Annotated in this window: 13 protein-coding genes; 9 read left to right on the forward strand and 4 right to left on the reverse strand. The window is 52.7% G+C overall.

Going from position 1 to position 13,090, the window contains the following annotated elements:
* Positions 1–2 precede the first annotated feature (2 nt).
* Positions 3–1,430 (reverse strand): cache domain-containing protein, encoded by a 1,428-nt coding sequence (locus MXMO3_RS03350; RefSeq protein ID WP_027835074.1) that lies wholly within the window; start codon positions 1,428–1,430, stop codon positions 3–5.
* Between the two features lie 230 nt (positions 1,431–1,660).
* On the opposite strand from MXMO3_RS03350, the gene MXMO3_RS03355 reads away from it, so the two are divergent.
* From MXMO3_RS03355 to MXMO3_RS03380, 6 genes are all read left to right on the forward strand, one after another.
* A complete protein-coding gene (locus tag MXMO3_RS03355) occupies positions 1,661–2,761 on the forward strand; it encodes a TRAP transporter substrate-binding protein (RefSeq protein WP_117394939.1) in 1,101 nt (366 codons plus the stop codon).
* 69 nt (positions 2,762–2,830) lie between these two features.
* Positions 2,831–3,589, forward strand: coding sequence for a TRAP transporter small permease subunit (locus tag MXMO3_RS03360; protein WP_117394940.1), 759 nt, complete (start codon positions 2,831–2,833; stop codon positions 3,587–3,589).
* Positions 3,586–4,962 carry a TRAP transporter large permease gene (locus MXMO3_RS03365; RefSeq protein ID WP_027835071.1) on the forward strand — a complete coding sequence of 459 codons (1,377 nt, stop codon included), beginning with the start codon at positions 3,586–3,588 and terminating at the stop codon, positions 4,960–4,962. The genes MXMO3_RS03360 and MXMO3_RS03365 overlap by 4 nt, the downstream gene beginning before the upstream one ends.
* 123 nt (positions 4,963–5,085) lie before the next feature.
* Positions 5,086–5,973: a c-type cytochrome gene (locus MXMO3_RS03370; protein ID WP_117394941.1), complete on the forward strand. Its 888-nt coding sequence runs from the start codon at positions 5,086–5,088 to the stop codon at positions 5,971–5,973.
* Positions 5,974–6,001: 28 nt separating this feature from the next.
* Positions 6,002–6,613, forward strand: a complete 612-nt coding sequence (locus MXMO3_RS03375; RefSeq protein WP_117394942.1) for a LysE family translocator — start codon at positions 6,002–6,004, stop codon at positions 6,611–6,613.
* A gap of 51 nt (positions 6,614–6,664) precedes the next feature.
* A complete protein-coding gene (locus tag MXMO3_RS03380) occupies positions 6,665–7,489 on the forward strand; it encodes a TerC family protein (protein WP_117394943.1) in 825 nt (274 codons plus the stop codon).
* Positions 7,490–7,531: 42 nt separating this feature from the next.
* Here MXMO3_RS03380 and MXMO3_RS03385 read toward each other — a convergent pair whose 3' ends face one another.
* Entirely contained in the window at positions 7,532–9,121 is a 1,590-nt protein-coding gene (locus tag MXMO3_RS03385; RefSeq protein ID WP_117394944.1) for an L-aspartate oxidase, read from the reverse strand.
* Positions 9,122–9,480: 359 nt separating this feature from the next.
* Here MXMO3_RS03385 and MXMO3_RS03390 point away from each other — a divergent pair, with 359 nt between their 5' ends.
* From MXMO3_RS03390 to MXMO3_RS03400, 3 genes are all read left to right on the forward strand, one after another.
* Entirely contained in the window at positions 9,481–10,350 is an 870-nt protein-coding gene (locus MXMO3_RS03390) for an ABC transporter six-transmembrane domain-containing protein (RefSeq protein ID WP_117394945.1), read from the forward strand.
* Positions 10,351–10,416: 66 nt separating this feature from the next.
* Positions 10,417–10,917: a CreA family protein gene (locus MXMO3_RS03395; protein ID WP_117394946.1), complete on the forward strand. Its 501-nt coding sequence runs from the start codon at positions 10,417–10,419 to the stop codon at positions 10,915–10,917.
* A gap of 68 nt (positions 10,918–10,985) precedes the next feature.
* A complete protein-coding gene (locus MXMO3_RS03400) occupies positions 10,986–11,195 on the forward strand; it encodes an alkylphosphonate utilization protein (RefSeq protein WP_027835064.1) in 210 nt (69 codons plus the stop codon).
* A 6-nt stretch (positions 11,196–11,201) separates the two neighbouring features.
* On the opposite strand, the gene MXMO3_RS03405 is transcribed toward MXMO3_RS03400, so the two are convergent.
* Positions 11,202–11,801 (reverse strand): alpha/beta hydrolase, encoded by a 600-nt coding sequence (locus MXMO3_RS03405; protein ID WP_117394947.1) that lies wholly within the window; start codon positions 11,799–11,801, stop codon positions 11,202–11,204.
* Positions 11,802–11,918: 117 nt separating this feature from the next.
* Positions 11,919–12,998 (reverse strand): quinolinate synthase NadA, encoded by a 1,080-nt coding sequence (gene nadA, locus MXMO3_RS03410; protein ID WP_051213634.1) that lies wholly within the window; start codon positions 12,996–12,998, stop codon positions 11,919–11,921.
* Positions 12,999–13,090 lie beyond the last annotated feature (92 nt).

Here is a 13,090-nt window from a genome sequence, read left to right on the forward strand (position 1 = left end):
GTCTATGCACTTGTTGCTTCCTTGAGGTCGGCTTGAGCCACATCTTTTTCATGCTCTTTCTCATGGGTGAGATAAATGGATGATGGCAATTTGGCAATCAAATGCGTGCCCGTGTTGGCGGTTTTTATCTCAAGAGTGCCGCCAAAATGCTCCATGCGTTCTTGCATGTTGCGCAAGCCAAGTCCCGAGCGCATGGGGGGCGCATCGCGCGACGACTTGCGTTTGGCTTCCAGCAAGTTGGAAAAGCCGCAGCCATTGTCTGTGATGTGCATTTCCAACCCATCCTTGGTGCTTTTAAGCTGCAGCAAAACGTGGGTGGCGCGGGAATGACGTTCGATATTGTTAAGGGCTTCTTGCGCCACGCGATAGACAGCGGTTTTCGCGTCTGTGGGCAACAGGTTTTTGAAGGCCACGCTTTTGAGCTCGACGTCGATTTTGGTGCGCTCGGCGAAATTGCCGGTTAGCGCTTCCAATGCGGCCGTGAGGCCCAAATCATCGAGGATGCCCGGGCGCAAATCGTGGGAAATGCGACGCACTTCTTTGATGGCCGCGTTTAGCGCTTCGGCACCATGTTCAATCGAGGCGAGGGCGTTTTGTGTGCCCTTTTTGGCTTGCCGTTGCGCCAGATCCAACACGTAGCGCACACCGACCATGTTTTGCGAAATGCCATCATGCAGTTCTCGGGCGATGCGGGTGCGCTCCTCTTCCTGCGTATCCACGATGCGCTGGGTCAATTCCTTGAGTTTGGAGTCCGCCATGCGGCGCTCCCGCAAATTGAGCACGATGCCCGTGCCGAAAACAGCGAACACCGCGGGAACGGTGATCAGCGCCACCCAGAAAAAGGTTTGGTTGACCCGGTCGCTCAGGCTTTGGTTGGCGGCAGCGGTTTGCGCCAGAATGTCATCGATATAGGCGCCGGTGCCCAACATCCATTGCCATTTGTCCAGACCGACCGCATAGCCGATTTTGTCAGACCGTTCGTTCGAGGACGGCTTTTCCCAGACATAGCGGTGGAACCCGCCGCCATTTTTTGCCGCTTCGATCAGGGCGGCAACGTCGGGGTGGTTGGCCCAGTTCTCGCCGATGCGGAAGGGTTGCCGCGGGTGGACAATGTTGGTGCCGTCATAGTGATAGACATAGAAATAGCCATCTTCACCAAACTCCAAGGTTTGCAAAATGCGGATGACTTGTTGCTTTGCGGTCGGGTCGCTGGCGCCCGCCGTTTCATAATAAGGGGCGATGGCGGTGATCGCCAACTCGATATAGTTCTTAAGCTCTTCTTCTTTTGCCTCGAGCATGGATTGCTCAAACGCGGTGATGCCTTGCTTCGATAGCTCACTGGATTGCCATGTCACCAAACTGGTGATGGCAAGAATGGCCAGAATAAGCGGCAGGGTCGCGAGCGCGAGGATCTTTTGTCTGAAGTTCATGTATGACAGCATTTTGTAACCTTCGCCGAAATGTCGAGCCATCTTTTCTGCCGCATCCGTAGTAATGGGTAATTTAGCATAAGTTAGGCGTGTTCAAAGCCTTAGTTTGCCGTACAAAGATGCATGGACATTTGTACCAGTTTACGCATGATGCTGGTTCGGTCTATAGTTTGCGGGCCGCTTTTGGTGAGATCCATTAAAAGGGCCAAGTTCATTTTGGGAGGAATTCAATGAAAAGACGCGAGTTTTTCAAAAAAGCTGGTGTGAGCGCTGTTGGCGCCGCTGGGGCGGCCACATTGGCAACACCTGCGCTTTCGCAAGGTAGTATGGAATGGATTGCTGTTTCTGCATTCGGTAAAGCGGGCCTCTTGGGCGCGGCTTTGGACAAGTTTGCAGCGGACGTGGCCACCATGTCTGACGGCAAGTTGACCATTAAAACATATCACTCTGGTGAGCTTGTTGGTGGCCTTGAAGCTTTGGACGCTGTGCAATCAGGTACAGCACAGATGGGCTTTGGCGCACCTTACTATTGGGAAGGCAAATCTGACAGCATCTCTTTCGTAGCGGCGATGCCTTATGGCCTGAACGCTCAAGAGCAAAATGCATGGTTCTATTATGGCGGCGGCATCGAAATGGCTGACCGTTTGAGCTATAACCCACTTGGCGTGAAGTTCTTGCCAATGGGCAACACTGGTAACCAAATGGGTGGCTGGTACGCCAAAGAAATCAACACCGTTGATGATTTGGACGGCTTGAAATTCCGTATGCCTGGTCTTGGCGGCGAAGTTTTGAAAACATTCGGCGTGAACGTTGTGTTGTTGCCAGGTAACGAAGTGTTGCCTGCGTTGACATCAGGCGCGATTGACGGCACCGAGTGGATTGGCCCTGCGGCTGACTTGGGCGCTGGCTTCTTTAAAGTTGTAAACAACTACTACTATCCTGGCTGGCACGAGCCTGCCACTGTGCTCGATTCATTCTTCGACATGCAGGCATGGGAAGCTTTGGATGATCAGACACGCGGTATTGTTGAGCGTGCTGCTGCGTCAACCAACCTTTGGATCTTGTCTCGCTTCCAGGCTGTGAACAATGCGTCATTGCAGAAATTGGTCAATGAAAATGGTGTGAACTTGCGTCCATATTCTGACGAATTGCTGCAAGCGATTGGTGAGCGGACTGCAGAAGTTGTGCGTGATCGCGCAAGCGTTTCTCCTGAAGCTTCTGAGCTTTACAACTCACTGATTGAATGGCGTCGTACCATGGTTGAATGGTCAGGCATTTCTGAAGGTAAGTTTATGAATGCACGGACTTCAGCGAAGTTCGAAGCTATATAATTACAAGCTTAAGAAAGCCGTCGGCCAAGGTCGGCGGCTTTTTTGTATCTAGGAGCGGGGGGACGTTAAATGTCTGGCCTAGTGAACGCTTTGCAGAAGGGGTGGGCCCCTGTCTGCAGCGCAATTTCTAACGTTTATGTGCGAACGATTTTGGTGCTGGCGGCATGTTATGCCATCGGCGCTGCCGTCGGCTTGGGGTTCCAAGATCGCGCGGGCACACACGCCAAAATCCATGCCCTTGTGGGCGGCATTCTGGCGCTGTTGGTTTTTATCGCGGACAAAGATGTGCGCCGCAAAGTGGCCAACGGTATTGATCGATTGAACATGGTGATCGGCCATATTATGGCGTGGACCGCATTGGCGCTTGTGCTCAATGTGTTTTTGGTCGTGGTGCTGCGCTATGTGTTTTCCATCGGCGAAGTCTGGATGCAGGAAAGCTACATCTGGATGCATGCGTTCATCTTTATGCTGGGGGCGGGTTACACGCTTTTGCATAACGGGCATGTGCGCATCGATTTGATTTATGCCGGTGCGTCCGATCGCTATAAAGACATCATCAATGTATTGGGCTCCATTTGCTTCGGTTTCCCGGTCTTGTGGTTGATCTATTGGCGCGGCTTTGACTTTTTTGACCGCTCCATTTCCCGCATGGAAGGCAGCGCCGAAGTGGGCGGGCTTCCCAATCTATTCATTCTTAAAGGGGTAATCCCAGCAATGGCGCTTTTGTTTGGTTTGCAGCTGATTTCGATGAGCTTGCGCGCGATTGACCGCATGATCACAGGTGAAACTGTTGGACTGGTTGGCGATGATGAAGAGGTAATGACATGACCCCAGAGCTTCTCGCTTTTATCATGTTCGGGGTCACCATTGTGATCCTTATTCTGGGCTTCCCTGTGGCTCTTTCATTGGCTGGATCTGCAATCTTGTTCGCCTTTATTGGTGACCAGCTTGATCTATTTCGCTTTGCGTTTTTGAACCTTTCGCCAACCCGCATTTTCTCAACCATGAAAAACGAACCTTTGGTGGCGGTGCCGCTGTTCGTTTATATGGGTGTTGTGCTGCAACGATCGGATATCGCCGGGCAGTTGCTGGAGAGCATGGGGCAGCTATTCGGAAAGATGCGCGGCGGCCTTGGCTACTCAGTGGTGATTGTGGGCGCGTTGCTTGCGGCCTCCACCGGCATTGTGGGCGCGACGGTTGTGACCATGGGCTTGATGAGCCTGCCAGTGATGTTGAAAGCTGGCTACAACCCAAAAGTGGCGTCGGGTATTATTTGTGCGTCGGGCACGTTGGGCCAAATCATTCCGCCCTCTATTGTGTTGGTGTTGTTGGCCAGCATTTTGCAAGGGGTGAATGAAGAAGCCGCTGCGATGACCGGCAATTTGGCGCCCGATCCGGTGACCGCGATCGACCTTTTCGCGGGCGCTTTGGTGCCAGGGCTTTTGCTGGTTGGGCTTTATTTGGGCTGGGTGTTTATTCTCACCCTTATCCGCCCGAATGATGTGCCTTCCATGAAGGATGAAAGCATTCATGCGCCGACCTTGGGCACCCTGCTTCGGGCTGTGTTGCCGCCGCTTATTTTGATCGTTCTGGTGCTTGGCTCAATTTTGGCCGGCATTGCAACGCCAACTGAATCTGCAGCTGTGGGCGCGATCGGCGCCATGTTGCTCGCCCTACAAGCGAAAAAGCTAAATCTGAAGCTTTTCCGCGATGTCGGGTTGGAGACGGTAAAAGTGTCGTCCATGGTCTTTTTGATCATTATCGGCGCGGGCTTGTTCTCCACCGTGTTTAAGGGCTTTGGTGGTGATGATGTGATCGCCGAGTTCTTGCGTCACTTGCCGGGCGGTGCTTTCTCCGCGTTGCTCTTGGTGATGTTGTTGATGTTCTTTTTGGGCTTCTTCCTCGACTTCATCGAAATCATCTATGTGGTGGTGCCAATTGTTGGTCCGATCCTGATTGCGCTGGGCTATGATCCATTGTGGTTGGGTGTGATGATCGCGATTAACCTGCAAACCAGCTTCTTGACCCCACCGTTCGGCTTTGCGCTGTTCTATTTGCGCGGGGTTGCGCCCAAAGGGTTTAAAACCAGCGATCTTTACGCTGGCGTGTTGCCCTTTATCGCGATCCAAGTTCTGGCGCTAGCCTTGTTGTGGACCTTCCCCTCATTGGTCACCTGGTTGCCTAATCTATTGTTCTCGTAAGCTGGGGATAAAAGATCAAGAATTGTTGAAAGGCCGTCCCTTGGGGCGGCCTTTTGATTTGATTGACATTCGCAAGGGACACCGGGATAGTTTAACCTGATAGGGATCCGAGGAGATTGAACCATGCGGCGATTGCTGGCGGTCATCATTGTACTTGGCATAGTTGTCGGCGGTGCTGCCGCTTTCTACTTTTTGCGGCCGATAAACGGCCCTGAGCGTGATCTAAGCCTGACGGCTGACGTGGCCCGGGGCAATTATGTTATGCGGCTTGGGGGATGTGTGGCGTGCCACACGGACCTTAAAAATAATGGGGCCACATTGGCTGGTGGTGCCCCGTTGAAAACGCCGTTTGGTGATTTTGTGCCGCCTAATATCACTTCCGATCCAGACGCGGGCATTGGCAAGTGGAGCCTTGAAGAATTTTCGCGCGCCATGAGTGTGGGTGAAGGCCCCAATGGCAAACATTATTACCCTGCATTTCCGTATGACAACTACACCCTGATGAGCGATCAGGACATTGTCGATCTTTATGCGGCGATGATGGCGACTGCCCCGATTGCTGAAAAAGCACCCGATCATAATGTGGGCTTTCCGTTCAATATTCGCCTGGCGATGCTGGGATGGAAGAACTTGTTCCTCACGCCACAGCGCTTTGCGCCAAAGGCGGATAAATCAGCGCTTTGGAATCGTGGTGCCTATTTGGCCAACGGCCCGGCGCACTGCGGCGCCTGCCATACGCCCCGCAATATGCTAGGGGCATCTGATGTAACACAGCTGTTCAAAGGCGTGCGCGGTGGCACTGGCGGGGCCTTCGTGCCGCCCATTGATGCGGCGAGCTTGAAAGCTGAAGGATGGGACGAGGCGACGCTGATTGATGCACTTACAGGTGGTTTTACGCCAGAGTTTGACACGCTTGGCGGCACGATGGGCGAAGTGGTCAATGAATCGCTGACGCATTGGACCGATGAAGATATGAAAGCGCTGGCCACATATTTGCTCGATGGCGAGTAGCGATTTTTGAGATACGAAAAGAGATATTATGACTTTGGAATTTTTTCTGACTTCATTGGTTGTAGTGATTTTGCCGGGCACTGGCGTGCTTTACACATTGGCCATCGGCCTTTCTCGCGGCTTTAAGATGAGCGTTATGGCTGCGGTAGGTTGTACGCTTGGGATCGTGCCCGCCGCCTTGGCGAGTGTGGTTGGGTTGGCTGCCATTTTGCACACCAGCGCGCTGGCCTTCCAAGTGATCAAATATGCAGGTGTGGCCTATTTATTCTATATGGCCTGGGGCATTTTACGCGAAGGCGGGGCGCTGGATGTTGAAAAAGCGCCGGATGTAAAAAGTACATATAAAACCATTCGCGACGGGGCATTGCTGAATGTTTTGAACCCGAAATTGTCGTTGTTTTTCCTTGCCTTTCTGCCGCAGTTTGTGCCGGCGTCTGTCGCCAATCCAACGCCGCTTATGCTGAGTTTGGCAGCCGTGTTTATGGCAATGACGTTCGTGGTTTTTGTCGCTTATGGCGCGTGTGCCGCGCTAACACGGGACTTTGTTTTGTCGCGGCCCAGTGTGCTGGTTTGGTTGCGCCGTGGCTTTGCCGGCACGTTTGGATTTTTGGGCCTAAAGCTTGCACTTTCAGACCGCTAGGCTAAGTTGGCGAAAACCCTGAACGAAAATTGATGAAGTTGGGCACTGCACATGGAAAGTTTCCTCTCGCTTGAAAACTGGTTCACCCTTGCCATGCTGATTGCGTTGCAAGCGGTTCTGGGGTTCGACAATCTTTTATATATTTCGCTTGAATCCAAACAGGTGGTGAAAGAAAAGCAGGCCTATGTGCGCCGGGTCGGCATTGGCATTGCCATTGCCCTTCGGATTGTGCTGCTGTTTTTGCTGGTGCGGATGATTGAGCTTTTTCAAGCGCCATTTTTTGCGATTGAATTGCCCGGCTTTATCGAGACTGAAATGAATGTGCACGCCTTTATCGTGCTGATCGGTGGCGGCTTTATTATGTATACCGCCATTCAAGAGATTTATCATTTGATCTCGGTGCATGATTTGCATGACCAGGATAAACACAAGAAAACGCGTTCAGTTGCGGCCACTATCTTCTGGATTGTCGCGATGAACGCGGTGTTTTCATTTGATAGTGTGTTGTCGTCCATCGCGTTGACAGATGTGTTTTGGGTGATGGCGGTGGCCATTGTCGGGTCTGGCGTGTTGATGATCGTTTTGGCCGACTATGTGGCGGAATTTTTGGATCGCAACCGCATGTACCAAGTGCTCGGCCTCTTCATCCTGTTGCTTGTCGGTATCTTGCTGATTTCTGAAGGCGGGCATTTGGCGCATCTGAAATTGTTTGGCTATGAGATTGTGCCGATGGCCAAATCAACCTTCTATTTCGTGCTGTTTGTGATGGTGGCCGTGGATGTGGTGCAGGGTCGGTATCAGAAAAAACTGATGGCGGAACGGGCCCATCGGGAAGCGCAGATCAAAAAGCTGGCTGCACAAGACCCAAGCGTTTAGCGCGGCTAAAGATTTTATGCTGAAATAGGGAGGGGCGCTTGTTTAGCAAGCGTCCCTTATTTTTAGCGCTTCGGTGATGGTGAGCGTGGTGTGGTCTTTGAACTTGGGGTTCTTTTCAGGATAGTCTGAGCGATAATGTCCGCCGCGGCTTTCCGTGCGCTGCAATGCGGCTGCAGCCACCAAAGTGGCCGATGTGGTCATGTTCAAATATGACCGGGTGACGTCGCGGGCATTTTCTTCAAGCTCACGGATTTCCCGCAGCGCCGTTTTCAAACTTTGTTCCGAACGCTCTACGCCGACATGATTGGTCATGATGTGACGCAATTGTTGCACGGCGGTAAGGTTGCGCAAGATGCGCTCCGCTTCCTGGCCCTTTTCTTCGTCCCACTCAATGCCGAGATAGGGCGGCAGGCTCTTGTTGATTGGTTCAAGGCCAGAAATATCTTCTGCAATTCGCGCACCGAACACCACTGCTTCCAGCAGTGAGTTGGAGGCCAAGCGGTTGGCCCCATGCAAGCCTGTGCAAGAGGCTTCGCCACACACCCAAAGACCCGCCAGAGACGAGCGGCCGCGATCATCCACCTTTACGCCACCCATATGGAAATGGGCTGCCGGGGTGACCGGGATCATATCTGTTGCCGGGTCGATGCCAGATTCTTTGCAATAGTTGGCCACGGTGGGGAATGCTTCATAGATGCGGGTACCGAGGGCATCGCGTGTATCCAAAAAGACTTTGTGGCCTTGTTGGATTTGGCGGAAATTGGCGCGGGCGACAATGTCGCGCGGGGCCAATTCAGCATCTTTATGAATGTCGAGCATAAAGCGCTCGCCCTTATCATTGACAAGGATTGCGCCTTCGCCGCGCAAGGCTTCTGTCGCCAGAGGCGCCGGGTCTTGCCCCACAGCCATGGCGGTGGGGTGGAACTGCACAAATTCGCTGTCGGCGATCAAAGCGCCAGCGCGGGCCGCCATGCCCATGGCGTGGCCGCGTACGCCCGGTGGGTTGGTGGTCACAGCATAAAGGCCGCCCAAGCCACCCGCGGCCAACACGGTGGCACGGGCGCGGATCAGAACGGGTTCGGCATAGCGGTCGCCCAGCTTACGGGCATAGACACCAATGACCCGGCCATCGGCGCGGGCCAGATCGACCGCTGTGATGCCTTCAACAATGCGAATAGACGGGGTGTTGCGCACTTCTTCAATAAGGGCCGCCATGATTTCGCGCCCCGCCCGATCCCCGGAAACGCGGACCACCCGGTTGACGGAGTGGGCGGCTTCTTTTGACAGCACAAATTGTCCGTCAGCGTCGCGATCAAAGGGGGTGCCCCATTTGGCCAGATCGGCAATACGTTCGGCGGCTTCGGCGGCCACCGACTCGGCCAACTCAAAATCGACAATGCCAGCGCCTGCAATATCTGTGTCGCGGGCGTGGGCTTCGGCGCTATCGCCTTTGCCCACCGCGGCGGCCACGCCCCCCTGGGCCCAACTCGATGACGCGCCCAAACCCAATGGTTTTGGCGACAAAACAGTGACGGGCCGCGGGGCCAGTTTTAGGGCGCAAAACAAACCTGCAAGGCCCGCACCTACGATAAGTGCGCCTTCTGCATTCAATACATTGTCATAAATAGTCATAGGCGAGTTGATACCCTTGCGGCACCTCACAATAGGCGCAAAAAAACGATCAGCATGTATAGATACATACATTGTTTTGGGTTGGGAAGGGTGTAACGCCTCACCGCGCGGATTGAACCGCGAGCCTGAGAGGGCGGCAGGTCGGATCAATCAGGCGGCGATGGCGAGATGATGTGGTCCAACGTGCCGCACTTTATCGGGCTTGATGAACACCCCGCTAATTTTAACTAAGTTGAGAAATTAATAGAATGATCATTCTATTAATACTATATATTCGATTAGATCGTGGTGAATTGTGCCCTTGCATGGGTTTTGTGGCGGCCAGTTCGTTTTGTTTTTTGAGTATTTAGGAATTTACAATGACACACATTGAACGCGTTTGGCGCAATGGCTTATCCTTGCGTGCGGTAGGCGCTGCCTACTTTCCCAAAGTCTTGATCACGTGGACGCTGCTGGTGTTGGAAGCGCTGCTTACATTGCTTTTGCCATTGTGCATTGGCCGTTCCGTGGATGCGCTAAACCGGCAAAGCTTTTCCGGCCTTATTGAGTTGGGCGTGTTAATTGTCGCGCTCATTGTTATCGGCAGCGCGCGGCGCTTTTACGATACGCGCGCCTATTCGGCCATACAGCGGGATTTGAGCAATAGTCTTGTGGCACGGGAGAAGGCGAAAAACCTGCCCATGTCCAAAACTGTGGCGCGGGTCAATCTGCTGGGTGCGCTGGTCGAGTTTTTGGAACAATCGCTGCCCACGCTCATTCTCACGGGCATTATGTTTGTTGGCATTTTGGTCGTGGTGTTCGGCATCGATATGCGGGTGATGGGGCTGTGCTTTGTGACCTCCATTTTGGTTGTTGCCATTTATTGGATTAGCGGCGGCGCCTATTTGCGGCTCAATAAAGGACAAAATGACGAATATGAACGGCAGCTCGACACCTTAGCTTTGCAAGATGTGGGCAAAGTGGATCGGCATTTTCGCCGGCTAATGCGCTGGCGGGTGCGGCTTTCGGATCTGGAGACCGTGAACTTTTCGCTGGTGTGGGTGGTGCTGGCTGCCATGTTGCTGGGGTCGATCTATTTCATTGTCGACAACAGCACGATTTCACCGGGACAAAAGATCACCACCATCATGTATGTGTTTGATTATATTGAAGTGGTGGTTGGGTTGCCGATTTTTTATCAGGAAGCCTTGCGGTTGAAAGATATTACTGGACGTTTGTCGTCCCATTGACATTGCGGGTTGCAATATGGGGTTTGGTGCCCATCTATGGGGGAACGGAATTGAATGGAGTGTGACATGAAGCGATTGATTATGGCAGGCTTTGCGGCCATCGGCCTGATGGCGGGCGGCGCACAAGCAGAAGAAGCGGGCAAGATTGGCGTCGACTGGGTTGGCAATGATATTGTGATCGAAGCGGTGCATGATCGTGAAGTCAGCGGCATTACCTGTCATTTGGCCTATTTTGACCGGGGCATGATTGATCGGCTGACCAAGGGCAATTGGTTCGAAGATCCGTCAAACTCCTCAATCGCCTGTCGCGCTACCGGACCGATTGTGGTTGGTGATATTGAGCTGGATCAGGATGGCGAAGAAGTGTTCAAACATGGTCGTTCGTTCCTTTGGAAGAAGCTGGTGGTGAACCGCATCTTTGATCGGGAAAACAACACCATGATCTATTTGTCGCATTCGCGGCAGGTGACCGATGGGTCGGCCAAAATGGCGATCTCCACTGTACCCTTTTACGGGGTAGAAGTGTCGTGGGACCCTGAATTTTGGCCAGATGGTGCGCCTGAATAATTTAAACGGCGACATTTTCGAATTTATGCTTTAAGCCTCGCTCCATTAATTAGAGCGAGGCTTTTTTAATGAGCGCAAAAGATTGTAACGGGGCAGCCCTTGAAGATGGCGACAATGTTCAGGTCAACAAAGATCTGAAGGTGAAGGGCATGTCAAAAACGCTAAAGCGCGGCACGGCGATTAAAAATATTCGCACCACCAACAAGGACAGCGAAGTGGAATGCCGGATTGGCAAATCCACCATTGTGCTTAGAACCGAGTTTTTGAAAAAAGCTTAGTCGCCTTTAACGGGCGCCGATGGGTTTTGTCAGCAATCGATATTTGCGAATTTCGCCCTCACTCATGATGTGTATATCGTCGGCTGGTGCTGCCTCAAGGGTGAACCAGTAGAACCCATCCCGCCCCAACATGGCCTTGATGTAGTTGCGGTTCATATCATGTTCGGGCGATGAACGGGGGTAGTCTGCGCCGTCGCGTTCGCCATCGCTCCAGGAATGGACGCCAATAATGGCGCCGCGTTCCATGGTGCGCTCCACCCCTGCCAGAAACAAATCCACGCCACCGGAATAAATCTCCGATTCGGAATGCAGCTTGGTTTTGAAGCCATGTTTGCGCAAATAATAGCCGAGCTTGATCATCACTTCGTCGTCGGTGGAGCCATCAATCTCATGCATCAAAATGGTATCAACCTGCGGGTTCTTTTGGTGCAGGCGCACAAACTGATTGTAGGTGCGCGAGGTGATCTCATAATCCATGTGCACAATATTGCCCTCGACCTCAAATTCAGTGCCAGCAAAGCTTTGTTGCGGCGCGCTAAGAGATGCGAAAAACAACGCCAGGGCTGCAAAAAGCGAAAGCGGCTTGGATGTTGAGCAGAATGTCATGGCCCGTCCTTTTTCGTTTGAGGCAGCCTAACGGGTCGGGCACAGCAAAGGGTTAAGGCATCGGCACAAAAAAGCCGGAGCAATGCCCCGGCTTTTGCTGTTCAGATTGAACTGAATTTATTTCTTTGTGGCGTTTTTATCTTTGCCAAAATTGATCATGCGTTCCACAGCGCCGCGGGCTTTTTCCGCGATCTCGGGATCAACGGTCACTTCTTCCGTGCCGGTGTGCAGTGACCAAAGCACATTTTCCAAATTGATGCGCTTCATGTGTGGGCAGATGTTGCAGCCCTTGAGGAACTGCACGCCGGGTGTTTCCGCTGCCACATTGTCGGACATGGAACATTCGGTCACCATCACCACATTGGCAGGGCGCTCGGTTTTAACCCAATTGATCATGCCGGAGGTGGAGCCGGAGAAATCACATGCATCAATCACTTCGGTCGGGCATTCGGGGTGGGCGATGATTTTTGCGGTCGGATAGGCCTGACGCAATTCTTCGATATCTTTGGCGGTGAAGGTTTCGTGCACTTCACATGCCCCGGCCCAGGTGATGATTTTCTTTTTGGTCTTTTTGGCGGTGTTTTGCGCCAAAAACTGATCCGGGATCATCATCACGGTGTCGCTGTCCAACCCTTCAACAATGTCGAGCGCATTGGAGGAGGTGCAGCAAATGTCAGTCACCGCCTTTACGGCTGCTGACGTGTTCACATAGGTCACCACAGGCACACCAGGATATTGCGCGCGCATGGCCATCACATCTTCGGGCGTGATGGAAGAGGCCAGTGAACAGCCGGCGCGGCTGTCTGGAATCAGAACCGTTTTTTCGGGGTTCAGCAATTTTGAGGTTTCCGCCATAAAGTGCACACCGCACTGAATGATGGTTTGCTGCTTCACCTTTGTGGCCTCAATCGCCAGCTGCAAGCTGTCGCCCACAAAATCGGCGACGCCGTGAAAGATTTGTGGCGTTTGATAGTTGTGCGCCAGAATCACCGCATCTTTTTCGCGCTTCAGCTTGTTGATCTCGCGGATCAGCGGCGCGTAAAACTGCCATTCAATTTCGGGAATCCGGTCTTTGACATGTTCATAAATGTCCGCCGTTTCCTTTTCGACCGCTTTGGTGAATTTGAGGTCGAACTCTTTGCTCAAGATTGCGCGCGCCTCATCCAGTGGGGTCAACGCATTGATCAATTGTACCATCTTTCGCCCTTTCAGCAGCAAAGTTGGGTGGAACTTAGGTATTTTTGAGGTGTATTTCAATCTTTGGTTTGTGGTAATCGAAAGGGAGTGGC

It is taken from the genome of Maritalea myrionectae, from assembly GCF_003433515.1.
Lineage (GTDB): Bacteria > Pseudomonadota > Alphaproteobacteria > Rhizobiales > Devosiaceae > Maritalea > Maritalea myrionectae.